This window comes from Haliea salexigens DSM 19537 (assembly GCF_000423125.1).
In the GTDB taxonomy this organism is placed as follows: Bacteria; Pseudomonadota; Gammaproteobacteria; order Pseudomonadales; family Halieaceae; genus Haliea; species Haliea salexigens.
This window is the reverse complement of record NZ_AUHJ01000005.1, coordinates 147,071-169,763: the sequence shown is the minus strand read 5'-3', so window position 1 is coordinate 169,763 and position 22,693 is coordinate 147,071. Positions and strand designations below refer to the sequence as shown.

Sequence of the window (22,693 nt, the reverse complement as noted above, 5' to 3'; positions counted from 1 at the left end):
TGGCTGGCTTTGATGTGTATGGATCGGCTAGGCCGTGTTTGAGTGGAATGACTTAACCACGGTAACTGTCAGGTCCGTATTATGGCGGCAAACAGTCGGCTAAACCACTGATGCCTGCGCAGCTGGTGGCGTTTATCGCCGGCGTAGCGTTCTGCTCCCTTATGCCTTCTCCCGGCCCGGTGTGGCTCACCCTGGTGTTTGCTGGGCTCGCCCTGTTCAGCTGGCAGGGCGGGGCGCAGCTGGCGCGCACGGCTGGAGCTCTGTTATTGGGCACGGCCGTTGGACTCTGCGCAGCACAGTCACTGTTGGCCAAACGTCTGCCGATGGATTGTGAGCGCACTCCAGCCTGGGTTGAAGGTCATATTGCAGGCTTACCACAGGTATTTTTGCAACCAGAGGGGCGCCAGTGGCAGCGTTTCGAGTTTGTTCGCGATACTGCGGGCACCGGCCCCTGTGCCGGTCCACGGCGATTACTGCTCACCGACAGCAGTGGGCGTACCCTGCAGCCGGGGGAGCACTGGCGCTTTCTGGTGCGCCTGCGCACACCCTGGGGTATGCAGAACCCCGGCGGCACAAACAGACAACGCGGGTACGCGGAAGCCGGCATTGACGCTGTTGGCAGCGTGAGCAGCACGGCGCCTGCACAACGCCTTGGCGAGCACGATGGCCGGGAGCGGCACCACAGGATTCGTCAGCGAATCAGCGAGCAGATTCGCAGCGCACTCGGTAGTGGGCCGGAGGCAGCACTGGTGCGCGCGCTCGCAGTGGCGGACCGCAATGGGCTCACAACGCCGTTGTGGCGTGTGTTTCAACAGTTCGGGGTGAGTCATTTACTGGTCATTTCAGGCCTGCACGTGGGCATGGTCGCTGCCTGTGGCTTGCTGCTTGGCGCAGCCCTATGCCGCGTACTGGCCTTGTTCGGCATGCATCGCAATACCGGAGCCTTACCTCCGCTGCTGGCGCTATTGCTGGCGACGCTGTACACGGCATTGGCAGGCTTCACCCTGGCGACATCGCGCGCATGGCTGATGTTCGCTGCGCTCTTGTGTGCCGCGATGGTCGGGCGCCCGGCACTGAGCTGGCGCAATCTCCTGCTCGCAGCAGCGGTGTTGTTGGCGCTAAACCCGCTTGCTGTGCTGGGGGCAGGTTTCTGGCTGTCCTTTACGGCCGTGGCGTGTTTGCTCTGGTTTGGCGCCTGGCAGTCTGGTCGACGCCGCTGGCTGGGGGCTCATGGATTCATGGCACTGGCCATGTTGCCGCTGGCCGGGGCCTGGTTTGGTGGAACCAGCCTGATAGCGGCGCTGAGCAACGCCCTGTTGGTGCCGCTGGTAGGCATGATCGTCGTGCCGCTGGTGCTCGCGGGTAGCGTTGCTGCGCTGATGGGCAGCGGCCTGGCAACACCGCTCTGGGCGCTGGGAGCCTGGCCTCTCGCCCGGCTCCTGCCGCTTGCGCAAACTCTGGCTCAGCAGTATCCACAGGCGATCTTCCGGGAAATCGTCACAACGCCCCTGGCCCTTGGTCTGTCGGTTGTGGCGCTTCTGCTGCTGTGCATGCCGTTGCGCTGGCTACACCGAACACTGCTGTTCGCGCTGGTGCTGCCGCTGCTTTTGCCGTTTGCCAGCCATCGGGTGGCGAGTCCACAGGCGGTGCATGTACTCGTGCTGGACGTGGGGCAGGGAACATCCGTCCTCGTTTACGACCGCCAACGTGCATTGCTTTACGATACCGGTGGAGGTGCCCCGGGTGGTGTCTCGGTTGCCGAGCGTGCGGTCATTCCGGTGCTGCGGCAGCGCGGTATTTCCCGTCTGGACACGCTGATCGTGAGCCACGGCGACCGGGATCACAGTGCCGGTATTGAAAGCCTGCGGCCCTGGTGGGTGTCCGGTGCGCTGTGGGCAGGGCCCGACCTCGCCGACGCGGTGGGGGCGCAAGTGTGCCGCGCGGGTGCGGCATGGCGCTGGCGGGATGATGTCCGGTTTCAGCTGCTGTCCCCCGCCAAAGGGGAGCAGCTCAACAAGAACGATGGCTCCTGTGTGCTGCGCATCCAGCTACCCGGTATCGAGCTGTTATTGCCGGGGGATATCGGCGCTGAGCGCGAAAGAACGCTGGTTCGCTACTGGCGCTCGAGCCTGGCCAGTGAAATTGCCCTGGCCGCGCATCACGGCAGCCATACCTCGTCCTCCTGGGCCTGGTTGCGGCAGGTGGCGCCAGCCTACGTGGTGTTCACCCATGCCCGGGCCAACCATTTCGGCCACCCGGCGCGGGTGGTGGTCGACCGGCACAGCGCGGCTGGCATTACAACGGTCAGCACCGCCGAGTCGGGCGCGCTGGAGTGGGTGCTGCACCCCGCAAAGGCGCCCGTATTGCTACAGCATCGGGCATTGGAGCCCCGGTATTGGAAGCGCTAGCTGCAGTTTCGCAGGCCTCGGGCCTGTGCGTATAATGCAGGCCACTCGGGCAATGGAAATGTATTGTGCTGGAACTTGTAACTGCGGGCGGTTGGCTGATGGTGCTGATTCTGCTCTGTTCTATTCTCGCGCTGGCGATTTGTGTTGAACGCCTGTACACGCTGAATACCAGGAAGATTGCGCCGCCGCACCTGCTGGCCACGGTATGGAAGCAGCTCAAGGCAGGGGAGCTGGACACCCAGCGCCTGCGCAGCCTGCGCCAGTCGTCCCCGCTCGGGCGCATTCTAGCGGCCGGTCTCGCGAATGCCAGCCACGGTCGCGATGTGATGAAAGAGAGCATCCAGGACGCTGCGAGCCACGTTGTGCATGAGCTTGAGCGCTACCTGAATACGCTGGGCACCATTGCCGCCGTTGCGCCGCTGCTCGGGCTACTGGGTACCGTAGTCGGCATGATCAAGGTGTTTGCACAGATCATGGCGCAGGGTACGGGCAATGCGAGCGCGCTTGCCGGTGGCATTTCGGAAGCGCTGATCACCACTGCCGCCGGCCTGGCGGTGGCGATTCCGGCACTGGTCATGCACCGCTATTTCGTCGGCCGTATTGACGCCATTGTCGTCGGCCTTGAGCAGGAAACGATCAAGCTCATGGACGCCCTGCACAACGATGAACGGCGGGACGAGCGCACTTGAAATTCCGCCGCCAGCAAGCCGCAGAAGTGGGGGTGAACCTCACGCCCCTGATCGATGTGGTATTCCTGCTGCTGATCTTCTTTATGGTGTCCACCACGTTCACGCGGGAAACGCAGCTCACGCTGGACCTGCCGGAAGCCAATGGTGAGCCGCGGGAGGTCGTCGAGCAACAGGTGGAAGTGCTGGTGGACGAGGAGGGGCGCTACCGGGTAAATGGGCAGCCACTGGTGGACAACCGCGTACGCACGCTGCAGGCGGCGATTTACAAGGTATCCGCCGGCGACACCACATTGCCGCTGGTTATCGCCGCCGATGCGCAGGCAGCACATCAGGCTGTCGTGCGGGCCATGGATGCGGCGGGGCAGATGGGCTTCGTGCACATGAATATCAGTACCCGCCTGCCCGCGGAGGCCGCCGCCGGTGACTGAGGGGCCGCGCACCAGCGACTGGCAGTTGTACCGGCGTTTGCTCTCCTATGTATTGCCCTACTGGTACCTGTTCGCGCTCAGCATTGCCGGTTACATACTGTATTCCACCGGCAACGTGCTGCTGGCCGATCTCATGCAATTCCTGCTGGACTCGCTGAACGAATCCGACAAAGCGGACTCTGGCCTGGTGGCGCGCGCGGCCTATGCCCTGCTGGATGAAGGCGACATGACCCGTCTGGAGTTCGCCCGTATCGGTGTGCCGGTTGCGATGGTGGTGTTGGCTTTTACCCGCTCCATGGGCTATTTCGCCGGCAACTATTTCATGAACCACGTGGCGCGCAACCTGATACACCAATTGCGCCTCGAGCTTTTCGACAAGATGCAGCTGGCCCCCAGCAGTTATTACGACAGCAACAGCCAGGGCGTGCTGATTTCCAAAATCACCTACAACGTGGAGCAGATCACCGGCGCTGCGACCAAGGCGCTGAAAGTGGTCGTGGGGGAGGGCCTTACGGTCATCGGCCTGCTGGGTTATCTCTTCTACCTTAACTGGCGCCTGAGCCTGATATTCATGCTGGTGGCGCCCTGTATCGCCCTTGTGGTGAGCGTGGTCGGCAAGCATTTCCGGCGCTATAGCCGGCGCATACAGGACTCCATGGGGGACGTGACCCAGGTGTCCAACGAGAGTATCGGCGGCTACCGGGAGGTGCGCCTGTTCGGCGGTCAGGCGCAGCAGAGCAGCCGTTTCGCTGCGGCCAGCGAGTACAATCGCAACCAGAGCCTGAAACTGGCCTTCGTCGACGCGTTCAGCACGCCCGTTATTCAGACCATGCTCTCCATTGCCCTGGGGGCACTGGTCTGGTTCGCGCTCAACCCGGACATCCTGAGCGGGTTCAGCGCCGGGTCGCTGGTCGCCTTTCTAACGGCCGCCGGCTTGCTGGGCAAGCCGATTCGGCAGGTCAGCAGCATTCAGAGCATTATCCAGCGCGGGCTGGCGGCGGCAGAGGACATCTTCGCGCAACTGGATCTGGAGGACGAGCTCGATACCGGCACGCACACCGTGGCGCGGGCACGTGGCGATATCGCACTGCGCAATGTGAGTTTCAGCTACCCGGGCACGAACCAGCTGGTGCTCAACGGTCTGAACCTGGACATCCGCGCGGGAGAAGCGGTCGCCCTGGTGGGGCGTTCCGGGAGCGGCAAAAGTACCTTGATACAGTTGTTGGCGCGCTTCTATCCACTGCAGAATGGCGAAATCACACTGGATAACATGTCCATTGCCGACTACGAGCTGGCCAACCTGCGGCGTCAGCTGGCAATGGTGTCGCAGGATGTCACGCTGTTTCAGGACACCGTCTTCAATAACGTCGCTTATGGGGATCTGGCCGGCGCCAGTCGCGACGATGTCATCGCGGCCTGCCAGTCCGCACACGCCATGGAGTTCATCGAACGTCTACCCCAGGGCCTGGACACGGAGCTGGGCGACGATGGCGGTGGCCTCAGCGGCGGCCAGCGGCAGCGGCTGGCCATCGCCCGCGCCATTCTCAAGGACGCACCGGTGCTGATTCTTGATGAGGCGACGTCGGCGCTGGACAACGAGTCGGAGCACCGTATCCAGCGCGCCCTGGACACCATCATGCGCAACCGCACGAGTATTGTGATCGCCCACCGGCTCTCCACCGTCGAGCGTGCCGATCGCATCGTGGTCATGGATGCAGGCAGCATTGTCGCGGCCGGTACGCACGATGAATTGCTCGCACAGGGCGGGCTGTATGCGCAACTCTATCATCAGGAGTTCAGTGACTAGCTCACCCGTGGAAGCGGCTCTGTTGCGGGCCTGGTACGAAGGTGCGCGCTGGGCGTGGCTTCTGCGTCCCCTGGAATTGGCCTACCGCAGCGCAATGGCGCTACGGCGTCTCGCGTACCGTTGGGGCCTGCGCCGTGTATACCGTGCGCCAGTGCCCGTGGTGATTATCGGCAACATCACCGTGGGCGGCACAGGAAAGACGCCTGTGGTGATTGCCCTGGTTGAAGCCCTGCAGGCGCGTGGCCTGCGCCCGGGTGTGGTCAGCCGCGGCTACGGGGCAGGCCCCACGGCCGCATTCCCACATCGCGTAAACGCGGCCAGCACCGCCAGCGACTGCGGCGACGAGCCACTGCTGATATTCCAGCGCACCGGCGCACCCTGTGTGGTGGCTCCTGATCGACCGGCTGCGGTGCGCGCCTTGTTGGCCGAACAGTCGGTGGATGTGGTGTTGTGCGATGATGGCCTGCAACACTATGCGCTGGCCCGGGACCTTGAAATTGCCCTGCTGGACGCCGGGCGCGGCATCGGCAATGGGTTCTGCCTGCCTGCGGGCCCTCTGCGCGAACCCAGAAGCCGCCTTCGCAGTGTCGATGCGCTGCTCTGGCGGGGCGGCGAGGACGCGAGCACATCGGTATTCTACAGTGTCGATGGTGTGTTTGCGGTGGGAGCGGTGGCGCAGGGTTGTGCGCCTGTGTCAGGCGCCGAAGTCCACGCGGTCGCCGGTATCGGGCAACCGCAGCAGTTTTTCAACACGCTGCGTGGCATGGGTTACCAGGTCGTCGAGCATGCTTTCCCCGACCATCATAGCTATAGCGCGGCAGACCTCAGTGCCCTCGGTGCGGCGCCGGTTATCATGACGGAGAAAGACTCGGTAAAATGTCGTGCTTTTGCCGCGGCAAACCACTGGTATCTCAAGATCAGTGCCCGCTTGCCGGATACCGTCATCGAGCGCATCGTCGCGCTGGCCACCCAATCGCATTGAGCCTGTACACGTTATGAAATTCACTGTGGTTATCCCCGCCCGTTACGCCTCAACCCGTCTGCCCGGCAAGCCATTGCTGGATATCGCCGGGCGTCCCATGCTCCAGCATGTCTGGGAGCAGGCGCAGCGTAGCAGCGCCCAGCGTGTGGTAGTGGCAACGGATGACGATCGTGTATACCGCGCTGCTACGGCGTTTGGCGGCGAGGCCGTGATGACTGATCCTGAACACCCCTCCGGCACGGACCGACTGGAAGAAGTGGTGCGCCTGCTCGAGTTGCCGGATGATGCCATCGTGGTGAACGTGCAGGGCGACGAACCTCTGATTCCGCCCGCGGTAATTGACCAGGTGGCGGCGAATCTGGCGGCACACAGGGACTGCGAAATTGCCACACTGAGTGTTGCCATTGAGAGTTTGGAGGAGCTGCGCAACCCTAACGCGGTGAAAGTGGTGGCTGATGCACAGGGCCGGGCACTCTACTTCAGCCGCGCTCCGGTACCCTGGCCCCGCGATGCTTTCGCAACGCTTGGCACAAGCCTGCCCGAGAATGGCCGCTGGTGGCGTCATGTGGGTATTTACGCCTACCGGGTTGCCTTCCTGCACCGTTACGTGAGCTGGCCGCCGGCTCCGCTGGAGCAACTGGAACAGCTGGAGCAGTTGCGCGCGCTGTACCACGGCGTGGGCATCCACGTTGCCGCCGCGGTAGCCGAGGTGCCGGCCGGTGTGGACACGCACGAGGATTTGCTGGCAGTTCGCGCACGCTTGGAGGAGAGGGCGTGAGTAAGTCAGACGCACCTCAGCCGGCCGCACCTCAGCCGGCCACACCTAAGCCGGCCGCACCTAAGCCGGCCGCACCTCGGCCGGCCACACCCCAACGGGTGCTATTTGTGTGTCTGGGCAATATCTGTCGCTCGCCCACAGCGGAAGGGGTGTTTCGCCACCTCGTTGCCTCTCGTGGGCTTGAGCACCGCATTGAGGCCGACTCCTGCGGCACGGCCGAGTGGCACATTGGCAAAGCGCCTGACGCGCGCAGCGTTGCGGCCGCCCGCCGGCGCGGTTACTCGCTGGAGCCGTTGCGCGCGCGCCAGCTTTGCTGGGAAGATTTCTACTCCTTCGACTACATACTGGCGATGGACGAATCCAACCTCGACAACGTACGCCGCGAAGCGCCCCTGGACTACGCCGGGCACTTCGGACTCTTCCTGGATTTCGCCGCTGAAGTGGCCGAGCGCGAGGTGCCCGATCCGTACTATGGTGCGGGGGACGGATTCGTGCGCGTGCTGGAGCTGGTCGAGGCGGCCAGCGAGGGCCTCCTGGCAACGATGCTACAGCATGACTGAGCAATACCCGCCGGGACAGCCAGCCAACAGCTTGCGCCTGTGTTCCCAGGCAACCGCCGTGCACAGCGTACGCTCGCTGACCGAGGTCAATGAGGCACTGGCCTGGGCACGCGCGAGAGCCCTGCCGGTGTTACCACTGGGGGAGGGCAGCAACGTTGTGCTACAGCCGCGCTTGCGCGCATTGGCGCTGCTGGTGCAGGTGCCTGGCCGGGAAGTAGTTGAAGACAACGGGGAGTACGTCACGCTGCGCGTGGGTGCTGGAGAGAGCTGGCACGCCCTCGTGGTCTGGTCGCTTACCAGCGGATATTACGGCCTGGAAAATCTGGCCCTGATTCCAGGCACGGTGGGTGCGGCCCCCATTCAGAACATCGGTGCCTATGGCAGTGAATTGGCGTCTTTCGTTGTGGCGGTGCACGCCAGGCGCATCAACGACGGCAGCTACCTGAAGCTCAGCGGCGCCGAATGCGAGTTCGGCTACCGTGACAGTGTGTTCAAACAACGCCTTGTGGACAGTGTCGTCATCACCCAGGTGGATTTACAACTGGCAAGAACACCAACAGTCAATACCAGCTACCCGGCACTGGCAGACGCATTGAAGCGGGCCGGTTGCACCGACAGCGCAACACCGCAGCAGGTGTTCGATACGGTTGTGGCATTGCGTCGGGCGCGCTTGCCTGATCCAGCTAGCGAGCCCAATGCGGGCAGCTTCTTCAAGAATCCCATTGTGCCGCGCGGGTTGGCCGAGACTCTACGTCGCCAGTATCCAGACTTGCCTGTTTTTCCTGCCAGCGATGACAGCTGTAAATTGGCGGCGGCCTGGTTGATCGAGCAGACAGGCTGGAAGGGCCACCGTGCGGGTGCGGTCGGTGTGCATCCCGGGCACGCGTTGGTGTTGGTGAATTACGGGGCGGACGCCGCTCCGACGTTATTGGCGCTGGCGAAGGAAATTCAGGTGTCGGTGCTGCAACGGTTTGGCGTTCAGCTGGAGCTTGAGCCGCGCGTGTATGGGGAGGTTCGGTGAGCACCTTCGACGCAGAGAGCTTTCTCAAGCAGCTCACGACGCGCCCTGGTGTGTACCAGATGTACGATGCCAATGGCGAACTGCTGTATGTCGGCAAGGCGCGCAACCTGCGCGCACGCGTCAGCAGCTATTTCCGCGCCAGTGGCCTGACCACCAAGACCATGGCGCTGGTCGCGCGCATACACGATATTCAGGTGACCGTGACCTCAACGGAAGTGGACGCGCTGCTGCTTGAGCACAACCTGATCAAGAGTCACCGACCGCCCTACAATATCCTGCTGCGAGACGATAAATCCTACCCCTATATATTCCTGTCGAGCGAAGACGAGTTTCCCCGCCTGAGCATGCATCGCGGGCGCAAGCGACGCAAAGGCAGTTACTTCGGCCCTTACCCATCGGCTTCCGCGGTGCGCGAGTCGCTGCATTTTCTGCAAAAGGTGTTCCGCGTGCGCCAGTGTGAGGACAGCTTCTTTCGCAACCGCTCGCGGCCCTGCCTGCAGCACCAGATCGATCGTTGCACCGCGCCCTGCGTCAACCTGGTCTCTGCCGAAGACTATGCCGAGCAGGTGCAGAACACCGCGCTGTTCCTCGGTGGCAAGTCGCAGGAGCTACTGGTGCGTTTGGCGGATGACATGGAGCAGGCCGCCGCCGCGCTGGAGTATGAAAAAGCTGCGGTATATAGAGATCAGATAAGCCAGCTACAGCATGTGCAGGCGAGCCAGGGCATTGAAGGCGCCAGCGGGGAGCTCGACATTCTTGCCGCGGCGGTGGAGGGCGGGCGCGCCTGTGTTCAAGTGCTGTTTGTGCGTAACGCCCAGGTTCTAGGCAGCAAAACCTGGTATCCGCCGCTCAAGTTGGACGAAACAGGTGCCGAAGTGCTGGCGGCATTTCTGCCGCAGTTCTACCTGGCGGGCGGACGCCCCATCCCGGGTGAGATCATTGTCACCGAGCTGCCTGAAGACAGTGATGCCTTGGCGGCGGCGCTCACCCAGCAGGCTGGCCGAAAGGTGCGCATTCGCGCCAGCGTCCGCGACGCTCGCGCCCGGTGGTTGCAGCTGGCCCGCCAAACTGCGGTAACCAACCTGCAGTCACACCTGGCAGGCCGGCAATCCACACTGGAGCGACTGCAGGCGCTGCAGGAGCTGCTCAGCCTGCCCGCACTACCAGAGCGCATGGAATGCTTTGATATCAGCCATAGCTCCGGGGAGGCAACGGTTGCCTCCTGTGTGGTATTCGATCAGAACGGGCCGCGCAAAGCGGACTATCGGCGCTTCAATATCGAGGGGATTACCGGGGGCGATGACTATGCCGCCATGCAGCAGGCTCTGGAGCGGCGCTACAAACGCCTGAAAGAGGGCGAGGCGAGTCTGCCCGATATCCTGTTCATCGACGGTGGCAAGGGCCAGGTCGCGCAGGCCTTGCAGGTGCTTGAATCGCTACAGTTGAACACCATCGAGGTCGTCGGGGTTGCGAAAGGGGTGACCCGCAAAGCCGGCTTCGAGACGCTGATCCGCGGGAACACCGGTGCTGAGCAGCAGTTGCGCGGCGATAGCCCGGCCCTGCACCTGATACAGTCGATTCGGGACGAGGCACACCGTTTTGCCATTACCGGGCACCGCGCGCGCAGGGACAAGGCGCGGCAACGGTCTTCGCTGGAGGGTATCCCCGGCGTGGGGGCAAAACGTCGCCGCGAGCTGCTGCGCCACTTTGGCAGCGCCAGCGGTGTGGCCAATGCCAACGTCGACGAGCTGAAAAAAATCAATGGAATTAGTGCGACCCTCGCGCAACAGATATACGATCACTTGCATGGCACTGGCCAGTAATGGAGCAAACGTCCTTTTGAGTATCAATATACCCAACGCGCTGACCCTGATGCGTATTTTCCTCATCCCGGTGCTGGTGGTGGTGTTCTACCTGCCGTTTCAGCACCATCTCCTCGTCGCGGCGGGCGTATTCACTGTGGCGGCGGTGACAGACTGGTTGGACGGCTATCTGGCGCGGCGCCTGGGGCAGATGACCAAGTTCGGCGCGTTCCTGGACCCGGTAGCCGACAAATTGATGGTCGCCGTGGCCCTGGTGCTACTGGTGGAGCGGCACAACACGATCCTGCTCACCCTGGCTGCCAGCGTTATCATTGGTCGCGAGATTGTGGTGTCCGCATTGCGTGAGTGGATGGCGGAACTGGGGCAGCGCACCTCAGTGGCTGTGTCCTATATTGGCAAAGTGAAAACGGCCTTTCAGATGATTGCCATTATCGGCCTGCTGGCGATTGACCCGGTAGTGCACGAGAATTGGCTGCAGGCGCTGTGCTACCTCATGCTGTATGCCGCCGCTGTGCTCACCCTCTGGTCCATGGTGATTTACCTGCGCGCCGCAGTGGAGGTGATGAAGGGGCACTGAGCCCCGCAATGTTCTTGACAGGAACGTTACAGGCCCTAGAATAGGCGCCCTCACGCGACCCCCGGGTCACTTGAGACGCGGGAACAGCTCAGTTGGTAGAGCGCAACCTTGCCATGGTTGAGGCGGGGCGCGCAGCCTAAAAGGTTCCGGCGACCAGGGATGAAGCAGTAAAGCGGGAATAGCTCAGTTGGTAGAGCGCAACCTTGCCAAGGTTGAGGTCGCCGGTTCGAACCCGGTTTCCCGCTCCAACCCCTTCTGTACTGTCTGGTACAGAAACGATCAAGGCTCGGTGGCAGAGTGGTTATGCAGCGGATTGCAAATCCGTCAACGCCGGTTCGATTCCGACCCGAGCCTCCATCTCCCTATTGAATAGCGTACTTCGGCATCACGCCGGGGCATTGCTATGCCTGAAAACCCCCATAAACACTAGCTTTGCGGAATTTCGCCTGTAATACTGAGTCCCATTACGTCATTTGGTGTTGACGTAGATACCGACAATTTTGACGGTATAACTGACGGTATGCTTGGTTGCCAGCGAAAAAATACCGTCAAGAGGGGGCTACATGGAAAAGCTGACGGCAAAGCAGGTCGAGCAGGCGAAACCCCAAGATACGGCTTACAAGCTGGCTGACGGGGGAGGGCTCTATCTCCTCGTGCAGCCAAATGGTCGCAGGTACTGGCGGTACGACTATCGCTACGCCGGCAAGAGGAAGACGCTCGCAGTCGGCGTGTTCTCCGAACGATCGCTCAAAGACGCCCGGAATAAGCACCGGGAGGCCAGGGACAAGCTGGACGGCGGTATCGATCCGGGAGCAGTTCGGAAGGTGGAGAAACTGAGCCGCCACCTGGCTGCCGCTGAAAGCTTCGAGGCACTGGCCCAGGAATGGGTAGAGGTCCGGCTTGCCGACAAGGCCGAGACTACGAAAAAACGTAACGACAGCATCATCGCCAACTACCTGACCCCTTGGCTGGGCAGTCGCCCCGTTGGCGACATCAGTCCCCAGGAGCTGCTAGCGGCCTTGAAGAAGGCGGAGGCCAACGGCACCCTCGATTCAGCGCACCGTGCCCGCCAGATAGCCGGGCAGATATTCCGCTATGCGGTGGTGACCGGCCGCGCTCAGCGGGATCCCAGCAGCGACCTGAAGGGGGCGCTCAAGCCGCGCCAGAAGATCCACAGGGCCGCCATTACTGACCCAGCCCAGGTGGGCCGCTTGCTGGTGGCAATGGATAGCTTCGAAGGAACCCCGGTGGTGAAAGCGGCCTTGTTGCTGTCGCCCCACTTCAATTATGCACAACCCCTGGATGAGAGCAGTTTGTGGTCGTATCAAGAGCGACTATCGCTATTCTGCCAACATTGTCTACAACAACTTTCCCTGGCCTGAAAACCCAGACGAAAAGAGATTCTCTGCTGTCGAGATGGCGGCTCAGGCCACGCTAGATGCCCGAGCCAATTACTCGGACAGCAGCCTGGCTGACCTCTTTGATCCATTGGTCATGCCTGCAGACTTACTCCATGCCCATCGGGTGCTCGATCGCGGTGTTGACGCCGCCTACGGCAAGCGCAGGTTCTCTACCGAGGCGGAAAGAGTGGCATTTTTGTTTGAGCTGTACCAGAAATACACCAGCTTGCTACCTGCCAATAAGTCAAAGGTCAGTAGGCGGAAATAGTGTCTCTCGTGTGACCGGCTTGATTGAATTTTCATTCCTCAAAATCTGGATGCATTAAGCTGGAAATGTGGGAAAACTCGTATGACAGGATTGCAAAGCATGGTGAATAGATTTGTCTGGTGGACAGTTGTTGGCTCTGCAGTGCTCACCATAGGCGCTATTGGATGGGAAGTTTTTGCGCCTCCTCGTTTACCGCATTTATCGAAAGATAGGGTGGACATTCTTCCGGGACTATTGATTGGCATCGGCATTATACTGGCGCTGCTTACATATCAAAGAGATTCATACAGTCAAGAACAGGAGCGACAACGTAAATTTGATGATATGGCATTCGAGGCTGCGTCAGCGGGACTCGATCAAGTAGTAAAGCTACTGCAAGGACCCAATAACGACCGTATCAATTGGCTGCATGCTGCCAGATTGCTTATGAAATCGCAGGAGCTCGCTGAGAGTATAGTTACCCAGCACACGAAGAATGCGATGATTATTGAGATTGCTAGGACAAGATACGAGTTGTTTAACATGCTTCAATGCGATACCCCGGATGGTCTCGCATCACAGTGTCTCCCTCCCGGTTTCTTCCTCGGTGATGTCTCTTGGGAGGGCATTGCCGAGGGAGAAAAATCATTCTTCGAAGCATTTGTTCGAACTGACAGCACCACAACAGCAGGTTGGATGGGGCTGAACATCATCAACCCGGAGCCAGAACTTCATCATTTGCCCCTGCAAGCGGTAGTGGCAGTATATGAATTCATAGCTCAAAACAGCTGGACTGATGACCCGCTCAGTGAAATTGACTCATGGGAGAATGAGGTGGAAGACATTATGCCGGGAATTGATCAAGGCGCGAGGCAATACGTCTACGCTAAGCAGCGTTACTATGTCGATGATGGAGCTGCAAAAGATTTTTCGAAACCTGACGGTACATGAGATGACCTCGGCCCCGAGGTTAATGACCAACTTCGAGCATGCCTCGACGAGGGCGATACAGACTCGTGTTCGCACCGAGCACTGACGTGATCTACTTAAAGGGGTCTTGGCGCAAGGGGTTAACTTGTTCTCGGGACTGGATCCATTATGAGTGAACATTGCAATTAATCAGGGAGTACTAAAAGAGTACATAATTTGAGATTTAGCTGTTGGTTGCCAATTGATTGAGAATCTTTCGCCTACGCTCATGCTTGAAACATCTCTCTCAATAGTTGGAACAGCCGACGATATGTAGATAGTTAGTTCAGGTATTTCGCAGCTTTGCTCGAGCATAGTTATTACTGTTGGTGGTTCCATGATTTTTAGGGCGCGGCCGGTGTTGTCGTTTTCAAGTTCTAAGAAAATGGATCTATCGTCACCGATCGTTGAATCAGAACTCAATGTCCAGTTGGTTTCCGATAAGCTCTTCCCTTCTTCTCGGATCATCCTAGAAATTTTTAGTATGTAGTTGTAATCTGCGGCAGTGAATTCAATGTCAGGTCTGTAACGGATGCCCTGACCAAATCTCCTGGACAAGATTCCACAATGGTAGAGGTACTTCAATTTATAGTCAGTATCGATCGCCCACCCCCAATCATCGAGTCGGGTCGGCGAGGATGCGAATATTTTTACGCCACCGACTTCCAGTTGAGTAGTCAGTTCTCCTCCTTTAGATAGAGCACCGAAAAACCCTACTAATTTTTCGAGGTAGCTTAAGTCCTCAAGCAGGGTCCGCTCCCAAGATTGGGTGTCTAAGCCGATAGTGATGGTTACTTCCTCAGCTTCATTGTAGAAAGACTTTCGATACTCAAGCTCCAGAATACCTCCACAACCTCTTCCGTGGAATGTGAAACTACTAGTGCCGGCCGTAATACGTCCATGTATATCATCGAATGACTCACGAGTACCTGAAACTGGGTCGGTTAGCCAGATTTTCTGGATGGCGCCTATCTCGTCGCTTGATATTTTCAGTTCACCCGACTGATCGTTAAGAAGCAGATCAAATAACTCGGAGCCCTCTAATCGGATGTCGTCAGTTCGCATGATCAGTGGTGTGCCATGCTCTTGTAGGCGAGTCATTTTAGACGCAAATTCCGCAATACTTTCGCCTTGGACTTTGATGGAAAAATGAATGTTCTCGTTTGCTCCAAGTTGAATCCTTGACTGGCCGTTCCCGAATGAAGTTCGTGCCCAGAACCTGGGGTCTAAGTCTGAGAGGCTTTCGTCTGATACCTTGTGAATTCTGGCGATCGCATCTGGGAGGTACTTTCTGGGATAGCCGGTCAGGCCCTGAGTGAGCGTTTGGATAGCCTCAGATTCACTAGGAAAGCTTTTACCCGCGTTATCTTGTATATACTGCTCAGTGGTTTTTTTCCATTCAACAAGCAGTTTCACTGGGTACTTGTCTTCATCGTTATCAATTTTTTTTGCACACAAGTTGCATAACCAGATTCCATTATCGAAGTGGCGTCTCTCCGGAGATGACATATTCTTATCGTATCGGGCACTTCCAGGAGCGGCCCCACGAATGTGGGCAGCCTGGCCAATTCGGTTCACGCCCTCGAGTCCTTTAGGGCCGAGGGTCAGCTTCCTGCAGGAAGGGTTAGAGCAGAACCCATTCACTCTCTCCCTCAGAGCAGTTTTAGTTGCACTTAGAAACTCATCTGCTCGTTTTCTAGGCATGTGCATTTACCTTTGGGGCCGCTCAGGGCAACTAGTGTCTACAAATCGTCGGAAGTCCGATTTACCGATTGAACTCGATCAGCTTCGGGAGGATTAGTTAAAACAGACCATCAATTTCACTGCTGGGCCTTCATGGTGTTTTTTCCAGGAATTCTCGCCTGGCGCGTATTTTATCATTGGCACACTCAATGAATTGGCGTTCTGAACTCGGGTTCTCGCAGCCCTCAGGAGCGTCATACTGCCGTTCGAAGGCTATTTGGCGTTGTCGGTCGATCTCGGCCCTTGCCCGTTGCTCAGATTTCCGGCGCCGCTCATTTTCTTTAAGAACCAACTGGGCTTGGCGTTTGCTCTCAGTTTCGGCAGCTTGTGCCTGACGGCGGGCCTCAGTTTTGGCACTCTGTTCTTGGGCCAACTGTTCTAAGTGCTCCTCTGCCGCTTTCAGGGAAGCGTAGGTAAAGCCCATGCCAATCCCGATCAGGACGAAGGCTGCGATGAGTATCCCGGCGGCAATCTGTATGGCGAGTTTCACGGCGTCCATGCTCAACTATGAATTGTCAGCAGGATAGTTCTACTAGTGCGTAGGAGCAAACACTAGGCTTGCCCGGCATTGCCGACCCGAGCCTCCATCTCCCTATTGAATAGCGTACTTCGGCATCACGCCGGGGCATTGCTATGCCTGCAAAAACCTAAAGACAGCCTCATGCACTGCGCACCATGGCTTCTGGCGGCTTCGCGGGATCTATACTAAGGTGCTGGCATGTGCGGCCGCTTCAACATCACTCACCTGCCTGGTCTCCAGGGACTTCTGGATGAGCTGAACATTGGCCTCACGCTCCCAGCGCCGCGCTACAACGTTGCGCCGACCGAAGATGTGTTGCTGCTTCACGAAGGTCATGCCGATTTTGCGCGCTGGTGGCTGGTACCTTCCTGGGCGAAAGGGGTCGATACGAAATACAGCATGTTTAACGCCCGTGCGGAGTCGCTGGCAAGCAGTCCAGCCTTCAGGAAGCCGTTTCGATCACAGCGTGGCATTGTGCCCATGTCGAACTTCATCGAATGGCGGGCGGAGAGCGGCCAGAAGCAGCCGTGGGTTATCACCAATGACGAGCAAGCCATCGCCGTAGCCGCACTCTGGGACGTTTGGCACGGCAGTGAGGCGCCGTTTTTGTCCTGCACGCTGGTTACCACTCAGGCTGCTGATACCTTCCGGCCCTGGCACAACAGAATGCCGGTGATGCTAGCGCAGCAGGAGCGTGCTCGCTGGTTGGACAATACCAAGCCTATCGACCCCGACGACCCTATCCTGGCGCCTGTACTCAAATACAACCTGAGGCTGTACCCAGTCAGCAAGGCTGTGGGCAGGTCTACAGAAAAAGATCCTGAGCTGTTCGAGCCCATCAATGACTCGGTTATCTTGAAGGCCTAGGCTGCGCCTCTGTGTTTGTTTTACCAGCGATGAGATCCGCCGCTTTCTCTGCGACCATGATGACCGGCATGTTGGTGTTGCCGCTGACCAGCCGCGGCATGACCGAGGCATCAACCACTCGCAGCCCATCGATGCCGCGCAGGCGCAGTTGCGGGTCTACCACCGCCATTTCGCCAGTGCCCATTCTGCAGGTGCCGCAGGCGTGGTAGTCGGCGTCCGCCTGTTCGCGAATATAGCGGTCGATCTCGGCGTCGCTCTGCACGTCAACACCGGGGTCGAGTTCGTGCCCGCGCCAGCGATCAAAGGCAGGCTGGCTGAAGATCTCCCGCGCCAGACGAATACCCCTGCGCAGGGTGTCGCGGTCACGTTCGCTGGCCAGGTAGTTCTGGTCGATCAGCGGCGGTGCCGCCGGGTCGGCGCTGGCCAGCCGCAGGGAGCCGCAGCTATCGGGCTTGACGACATTGATGTGCACACCGAAACCGTGCTGGGGAATCAGCTCGCGGCCGTGGTTGCGGTAGAGCGCAAGCAGCAGCAATAGTTTTATGTCCGGGTCCGCGAGAGAGGGGTCCGATTTCAGGTACGCGACAGCCTCCATGCCGGGGTCCGCCAGCGGGCCTGTACGCAGCAGGGTATAGCGGGCGAGAGCCAGCGCGCCCCGTAACGGACTGAGGTACTTGAACAGCGAAATTTTCGCCGGTGAGGTGAACTTCACGGTGGCTGCGAGGTGGTCCTGCAGATTCTGGCCTACTCCCTGCAAGTCGAGCACGGGCTCAATGCCATGCTCTCGCAGATGTTCAGCGGGTCCAATGCCCGAGAGCATCAGCAATTGCGGCGAGGCGATCGCGCCGGCACTGATAATAACTTCCCGCCTCGCACTGAACGCTGCTACCTGGCCCCGATGCCGCACCTGCACTCCGCTTGCCCGACCTTGCTCAACCAGGACTTTTTCCACCAGCGCATCCGTGAGGATGGTCAGATTGGCGCGCGCCTTCACCGGTGCGAGGTAGGCGCGACTGGCACTGCAGCGTTTGCCCCTGTCGACGGTGACATCGGTAGGGCCGAAGCCTTCCCGCACGGCACCGTTGGTGTCGTCATTGTAGGGGTAACCAGCCTGCTGGCCGGCTTCGATAAACGCCAGGGCGAAGGGGTGGCGGACACCGGGACGAGTCACCTGTATAGGGCCATCGTGGCCGTGCCACTCATTCTGTGCCGGGTGAAAGTGCTCCGCCCGACGGAAATAGGGCAGAACCTCGGCCCAGGACCAGCCATCACAGCCCTGGGCAGCCCAGTCATCGTAATCCGCGGGCACGCCGCGATCATAAACCATCCCGTTGATACTACTGGAGCCGCCAAGAACCTTGCCGCGTGGCGTGTACAGGCTGCGGTTGTCCAGGTGTTCCTGCGGCTGAGACAGGTAGGGCCAGGCCCAGGCGCCAGAGAGCATGATCGGCAGCAATGCCCCGGGGGCGCGCAGCAGGGGATTGCGGTCCCGGCCGCCGGCCTCCAGCAACAACACGCTGGTATCCGAGGCTTCGCTGAGGCGTGCGGCCAGTACGCAGCCGGCGGAGCCGCCGCCGACAATGATGTAATCGTAGTCCCGTGTTGCCATGTCGGGGAGCTACTTACCCTGGTGCAGTGCGTCGAGCTCAGCCTGGCTCAGGGTCACCCGACAGGCACCGTCGGAGTCCGCCAGCTGTTCCGGTCGGCTGGCGCCGATGATCGGCACGGTGGTGTGGGGCTGGGAGAGCAGGTAGGCCAGTGCAATCTGGTTGATGCTAACGCCACGTGCCTGAGCCAGTCGCTGCAGCACCGGCAGGCGATTACGGTTGGCATCGTTCAAATAGAGTGCACGCAGGTTGTCGGGCAGGCTGTCCTCGCCGCCAGTGGCCAGCTTGTAAAAAAAGCCGCGGCTCTGGCTGGAGTAGGGAATCATGGTCAGGCCTTCGCCGTGCAGGGCTTGATAGCCGTCGTCGTAGTAGCCCCCGGGGGAGTACATTTGCATGGCTTGCCGATCGGGTTCCGCCAGGCCCCACATGGGCTGGCAGGCCACGAAACCAGCGTGCCCGATACTGCGTGCGTAGTTCTGCGCCTCCTGAATACGCTCAGGGCTCCAGTTGGAGCAGCCAAAGTAGCGAATGCGACCCGCCTTCTGCTCGGCGACCAGGGCGTCGACGACAGTGCCGACCGGCTGCGAGGGGTCGTCCCGGTGCAGCCAGTACAGGTCGATGTAGTCGGTCTGCAGGGCTTCCAGGCTGTTGGCCAGGTCTTCCCGCAGGTGCTCCGGGCTGACCCGCAGGGCGAAATCACCGGCGCGGTAGTCAAATTCGCAACCCTTGGTGGCGAGCACCCACTGTTGCCGGTCGCGCTCCTGCAGCAGTCGACCGAGGCACTGTTCGCTGGCGCCGCGAGGGGCATCGGGAATCCAGTCGCCGTAGGAGCGCGCGGTATCGATGAAATTGCCACCGCAAGCGGCAAAGGCGTCAAGGATCGCGCCCGCCTGCTGATCGTTCAAGGCGGTGCCGAATTGATTGGTGCCCAGGCAAAGCTGACTGACCTGTAGCGGGGTTCCGGGAAGTGCCAATTTTTGCATGCCGCATATCTCCTGCATCGTGTACGACGGTGTTGAACAGTGTAGGCAACTGCAACACGGCTGATAATCCCGCATAATGCGAATGACATGTTCGGCGAGGCAAAACAATGAAGGGCGCGGAATACGCACAACTCGAGGCCTTTTTGGCGGTGGCCGAGCGCTGCAATTTCCGGCGCGCGGCTGCGCACCTGGGCCTGGCGCCGTCCACCCTGAGCCAGACCGTCAGCAATCTGGAAGACCGCCTGGGCGTGCAGCTGTTCAACCGTACCACACGCAGCGTGAGCCTGACCGGAGGGGGCGAGCAGCTGCGGGCGCAATTACAGCCCCTGTTGGCGGAACTGGGCCGCGCAGTGGAGGCGGTGGCGGATCTGGGGGAGGGCGATCGTGGGCAGGTGAGGCTTGTGTGCTCGCGGGCGGCGGCTCGACTCGTGCTAGCCAGGCTGGCTGTGGATTTTCATCGCGAGTACCCCCGTATCGAAGTGGACATCACGGTGGATGATGGCATCAGCAATATTGTCGAGAGTCACTACGATGCGGGGGTGCGGGTTGGACATTTGCTGGAAAAAGACATGATCGCGCTTCCCCTGACAGGCGAATGGCCCCTGCATGTGGTGGCAGCCCCGGCCTATCTTCAGCAATACGGTCGGCCGGAAAGCCCTGAGGACCTTCGCAGTCACAACTGCCTGCGCATGCGTCACACCCAGAGCGGCACGGTTTTTCCCTGGCGCTTCCAGCGCGGGAAGCGCCGTTTTGACTTTCAGCCCTCCGGCAACCTGGTGGTGGACGACGAGGCCCTGTCGCTTGAGGCGTTGCTGGCTGGCGAAGGCATTGGTTACCTCCTGGAACCGGACGTCGAGGCGCATCTCAGTGCGGGCAACCTTGTTTCTCTCCTGACGGACTGGACGGTGACCCTGCCACCGTTTTATATCTACTACCTGCGCACACGGCACATGCCCCAGGCCCTGCGTCAGCTCCTCGACTTCATCAAGCGCTGGCGCGCGTGAAGTCGAAACTGTTCCCGCAAAAAAGCCCTTAGTGGGTGACAGGCGATTGTTAGGCTTGGACGAACAGCGTGTTCTGTTGCGGCGTGTTAATTGAATGTCTTCTACAAGCGTATGCTACGCAGGTAAATAAGCGCATCTGGGAGTACAGAGCATGCCAATGATTACGCGCGCGGCGGTGTGCCGCGTTCCCGGTGAGCCGTTGACTCTGGAACGTCTGGTGCTAAGGGACCCTCTGCCGGACGAGGTGCTGGTGGAAATTCGCGCTACCGGCCTCTGCCACTCCGACCTGCTGCAGATTGACGGTAGTAACGCGCCATTTCCCTTCCCTGTGGTGCCGGGACACGAAGGTGCCGGCGTGGTGGTGGCCTGCGGCAGTGCCGTCACCAGCGTGGCGCCGGGGGACCACGTGGTGCCACTGTCCATTCCGGAGTGTGGGGAGTGTGCAGCCTGCTGCGGCGGCAAAACCAATCTCTGCGAGCACTTCTACGCCAGCATGGGCCGGGCTGAGTCTCCCTTCTCTCTGGACGGAGAGACGATTGCGGCCTATGCCAGCCTGGGCACTTTCGCCAATCACGTAGTGGTGAAGGAGATGAACGTAGCCCGCATTCCCCGCGAGGTGCCATTCGACCTGGCCTGCACGGTAGGCTGTTGCGTGGCCACTGGCGTGGGCGCCGTGCTGTATACCGCACAAGTGGAAACTGGCAGCGTCGTCGTCGTGCTCGGTCTGGGTGGGGTTGGCCTGAATGTAGTGCAGGGGGCGCGGATGGTGGGCGCCAGCCGGATCATCGGGGTCGACACTAATCCCGAACGGGCGGAAGCGGCGCATCGCTTTGGCGCCACCGACTTTATAGACCCACGGGGCCTCGAAGGTGATCTGGTGTCTGTCATTTGCGAGATGACGGGGGGCGGCGCTGACTACAGCTTCGAGTGTGTCGGTAACACCCGTCTGGGTGGTCAGGCGTTGGAGATGGTTCACCCCGGCGGCGGTGTCGCCGTGATCGTGGGCATGCCACCGCAGGGCGAGAACCTGCCGATACCGCCCGAAAGCCTGTTCCTGGGGCGCTCACTGATGGGCTCCTTCCTCGGCAACGTCAAGACCCGCAGCCAGTTGCCTTTGCTGCTGCAGGACTATCTCGAGGGGCGGCTGGATTTGGCCAGTCTGGTCAGCCACCGTCTGCCACTGCCGCGCATCAACGATGGCTTCGAATTGATGCGCAGGGGTGAGAGCCTGCGCACGGTGGTGACGTTTCCGGCGCCAGACTGAGCGACCTCGGTAGTGCGACTCACTTCTCCCGGCATGCCGCACGGTGTGACGAAAAGCGTGGCGCACACGCGGCATACAAACCGCGGGACTGTCGGTTTTCCTTACACCGCGCATTGAGCGGCGCGGCTGTAAATCCACTATCACTATGATTCTTATATCTTTTTTTTAGCCAGGTACGAACTTTGCTTTACTTTGTAGCAAGTGCGTTACACGTTAATTAGCAGGAGCCCAACATGAAGAGAATTATCCTGGCAAGCGCGTTTTTGAGTTGCGCATCGCTTTCCATCACATCAACCGCTGCTCCCATGGATTTTGATTTCAGTGGAACCTTCACGAATGACAACGATGTGGTCTTACTGGACTTCTCAGTCGCCAGTGACAGTACCGTCACGATATTTTCTTCCTCCTGGCTCTCGCCGGACGAGGGAAACGGTTTTGACCCCATACTGGCGATCTGGGATTCCAGTGGGAACCTGATTGAAGAACAAGACGACGGAGAAGTCGTCGGCAGCACAGAGTCGAATGGCGTGACCTACAACCATGGCACATGGGACTCTTACTTCACTCAGTTTCTTGTGGCAGGCAGTTACCAAGCAAGTATTACGCAGTACGACAATTTCGCAGTCAGCACTTCGCTTGCAGACGGCTTCGAGCGTGACGGCAACCCCAATTTTACATTTGATGAAAATTTCGGTGGCGCGACACAAGCGCTTTTCAATGGTGTGTGGGACGACTCGGACCCCCGAACAGGGGCGTGGGAGTTCCATATTCTGAACGTCGATACGGCCTCCGGGCCTGGGCCTGCCCCGGCTCCCGTTCCTGCGCCAGCCACTCTGGCACTTTTCGGCCTCGGTTTAGCGGGACTGGGCTGGAGGAACCGAAGCAAGAAAGCGTAGATCGGTTGCGCGAACCTCAAGCCCTCTCAATGAGGGCTATTTAATGACTTGTTGCCTTCTGGCCCGTGTGAAGGCAGGATCGGGGGTATCTCCCGTCACCATTGCCGGCCAATCTTATGA

The 22,693-nt window shown here is 59.8% G+C and carries 21 protein-coding genes and 2 tRNA genes; 19 read left to right on the top strand and 4 right to left on the bottom strand.

The genetic code is table 11. The features are described from left to right. The first annotated feature begins 110 nt into the window (after window positions 1-110). From G533_RS21075 to G533_RS0107630, 15 genes are all read left to right on the top strand, one after another. Window positions 111-2,408, top strand: coding sequence for a DNA internalization-related competence protein ComEC/Rec2 (locus G533_RS21075; protein WP_051230094.1), 2,298 nt, complete (start codon window positions 111-113; stop codon window positions 2,406-2,408). A gap of 65 nt (window positions 2,409-2,473) precedes the next feature. Further along, complete coding sequence (locus G533_RS0107695; protein ID WP_027949454.1) at window positions 2,474-3,097, top strand: MotA/TolQ/ExbB proton channel family protein; 624 nt, start codon at window positions 2,474-2,476, stop codon at window positions 3,095-3,097. Further along, the gene (locus G533_RS0107690) at window positions 3,094-3,525 is read left to right on the top strand and encodes an ExbD/TolR family protein (RefSeq protein WP_027949453.1); all 432 of its coding nucleotides are present in this window, start codon (window positions 3,094-3,096) and stop codon (window positions 3,523-3,525) included. The genes G533_RS0107695 and G533_RS0107690 overlap by 4 nt, the downstream gene beginning before the upstream one ends. Continuing rightward, window positions 3,518-5,332: a lipid A export permease/ATP-binding protein MsbA gene (gene msbA / locus G533_RS0107685; protein ID WP_027949452.1), complete on the top strand. Its 1,815-nt coding sequence runs from the start codon at window positions 3,518-3,520 to the stop codon at window positions 5,330-5,332. Before G533_RS0107690 ends, msbA begins: the two co-directional genes overlap by 8 nt. Then, window positions 5,325-6,314: a tetraacyldisaccharide 4'-kinase gene (lpxK, locus tag G533_RS0107680; RefSeq protein WP_240472399.1), complete on the top strand. Its 990-nt coding sequence runs from the start codon at window positions 5,325-5,327 to the stop codon at window positions 6,312-6,314. Before msbA ends, lpxK begins: the two co-directional genes overlap by 8 nt. A gap of 13 nt (window positions 6,315-6,327) precedes the next feature. Beyond that, complete coding sequence (kdsB, locus tag G533_RS0107675; RefSeq protein WP_027949450.1) at window positions 6,328-7,092, top strand: 3-deoxy-manno-octulosonate cytidylyltransferase; 765 nt, start codon at window positions 6,328-6,330, stop codon at window positions 7,090-7,092. A 107-nt stretch (window positions 7,093-7,199) separates the two neighbouring features. Beyond that, the gene (locus tag G533_RS0107670) at window positions 7,200-7,652 is read left to right on the top strand and encodes a low molecular weight protein-tyrosine-phosphatase (RefSeq protein WP_240472398.1); all 453 of its coding nucleotides are present in this window, start codon (window positions 7,200-7,202) and stop codon (window positions 7,650-7,652) included. Further along, the gene (gene murB, locus G533_RS0107665; protein WP_027949448.1) at window positions 7,645-8,673 is read left to right on the top strand and encodes a UDP-N-acetylmuramate dehydrogenase; all 1,029 of its coding nucleotides are present in this window, start codon (window positions 7,645-7,647) and stop codon (window positions 8,671-8,673) included. The genes G533_RS0107670 and murB overlap by 8 nt, the downstream gene beginning before the upstream one ends. Next, on the top strand, window positions 8,670-10,496 hold the full coding sequence (gene uvrC / locus G533_RS0107660; RefSeq protein WP_027949447.1) for an excinuclease ABC subunit UvrC: 1,827 nt from the start codon (window positions 8,670-8,672) through the stop codon (window positions 10,494-10,496). Before murB ends, uvrC begins: the two co-directional genes overlap by 4 nt. Before the next feature lie 22 nt (window positions 10,497-10,518). After that, window positions 10,519-11,073: a CDP-diacylglycerol--glycerol-3-phosphate 3-phosphatidyltransferase gene (gene pgsA, locus G533_RS0107655; RefSeq protein ID WP_027949446.1), complete on the top strand. Its 555-nt coding sequence runs from the start codon at window positions 10,519-10,521 to the stop codon at window positions 11,071-11,073. 172 nt (window positions 11,074-11,245) lie between these two features. Next, a tRNA-Gly gene (locus tag G533_RS0107650) sits at window positions 11,246-11,321 on the top strand. Between the two features lie 35 nt (window positions 11,322-11,356). Further along, window positions 11,357-11,430: transfer RNA gene (locus G533_RS0107645), tRNA-Cys, on the top strand. Between the two features lie 206 nt (window positions 11,431-11,636). Beyond that, the gene (locus G533_RS21070) at window positions 11,637-12,455 is read left to right on the top strand and encodes a tyrosine-type recombinase/integrase (protein ID WP_051230092.1); all 819 of its coding nucleotides are present in this window, start codon (window positions 11,637-11,639) and stop codon (window positions 12,453-12,455) included. After that, window positions 12,361-12,741 carry a type IIL restriction-modification enzyme MmeI gene (locus G533_RS25320; RefSeq protein WP_420835523.1) on the top strand — a complete coding sequence of 127 codons (381 nt, stop codon included), beginning with the start codon at window positions 12,361-12,363 and terminating at the stop codon, window positions 12,739-12,741. Before G533_RS21070 ends, G533_RS25320 begins: the two co-directional genes overlap by 95 nt. Before the next feature lie 81 nt (window positions 12,742-12,822). Then, window positions 12,823-13,671, top strand: a complete 849-nt coding sequence (locus tag G533_RS0107630) for a hypothetical protein (protein WP_027949444.1) — start codon at window positions 12,823-12,825, stop codon at window positions 13,669-13,671. Window positions 13,672-13,839: 168 nt separating this feature from the next. On the opposite strand, the gene G533_RS0107625 is transcribed toward G533_RS0107630, so the two are convergent. Then, complete coding sequence (locus tag G533_RS0107625) at window positions 13,840-15,393, bottom strand: hypothetical protein (RefSeq protein ID WP_144079823.1); 1,554 nt, start codon at window positions 15,391-15,393, stop codon at window positions 13,840-13,842. Window positions 15,394-15,523: 130 nt separating this feature from the next. Next, the gene (locus G533_RS0107620; RefSeq protein ID WP_144079822.1) at window positions 15,524-15,922 is read right to left on the bottom strand and encodes a hypothetical protein; all 399 of its coding nucleotides are present in this window, start codon (window positions 15,920-15,922) and stop codon (window positions 15,524-15,526) included. A 228-nt stretch (window positions 15,923-16,150) separates the two neighbouring features. On the opposite strand from G533_RS0107620, the gene G533_RS0107615 reads away from it, so the two are divergent. Continuing rightward, window positions 16,151-16,819, top strand: coding sequence for an SOS response-associated peptidase (locus G533_RS0107615; protein WP_027949441.1), 669 nt, complete (start codon window positions 16,151-16,153; stop codon window positions 16,817-16,819). Here G533_RS0107615 and G533_RS0107610 read toward each other — a convergent pair. Both G533_RS0107610 and G533_RS0107605 read right to left on the bottom strand, forming a co-directional pair. Next, complete coding sequence (locus tag G533_RS0107610) at window positions 16,803-18,428, bottom strand: GMC family oxidoreductase (RefSeq protein ID WP_027949440.1); 1,626 nt, start codon at window positions 18,426-18,428, stop codon at window positions 16,803-16,805. The genes G533_RS0107615 and G533_RS0107610 overlap by 17 nt on opposite strands. Window positions 18,429-18,437: 9 nt before the next feature. Next, window positions 18,438-19,409 (bottom strand): aldo/keto reductase, encoded by a 972-nt coding sequence (locus G533_RS0107605; protein WP_027949439.1) that lies wholly within the window; start codon window positions 19,407-19,409, stop codon window positions 18,438-18,440. A 107-nt stretch (window positions 19,410-19,516) separates the two neighbouring features. Between G533_RS0107605 and G533_RS0107600 the strand changes: the two genes are divergently transcribed. From G533_RS0107600 to G533_RS25000, 3 genes are all read left to right on the top strand, one after another. Further along, entirely contained in the window at window positions 19,517-20,413 is an 897-nt protein-coding gene (locus G533_RS0107600) for a LysR substrate-binding domain-containing protein (protein WP_027949438.1), read from the top strand. 151 nt (window positions 20,414-20,564) lie between these two features. Further along, window positions 20,565-21,677, top strand: coding sequence for a zinc-binding dehydrogenase (locus G533_RS0107595; protein ID WP_205622580.1), 1,113 nt, complete (start codon window positions 20,565-20,567; stop codon window positions 21,675-21,677). A gap of 233 nt (window positions 21,678-21,910) precedes the next feature. Then, a complete protein-coding gene (locus tag G533_RS25000) occupies window positions 21,911-22,573 on the top strand; it encodes a DVUA0089 family protein (RefSeq protein WP_051230091.1) in 663 nt (220 codons plus the stop codon). The last annotated feature ends 120 nt before the right edge of the window (window positions 22,574-22,693 follow it).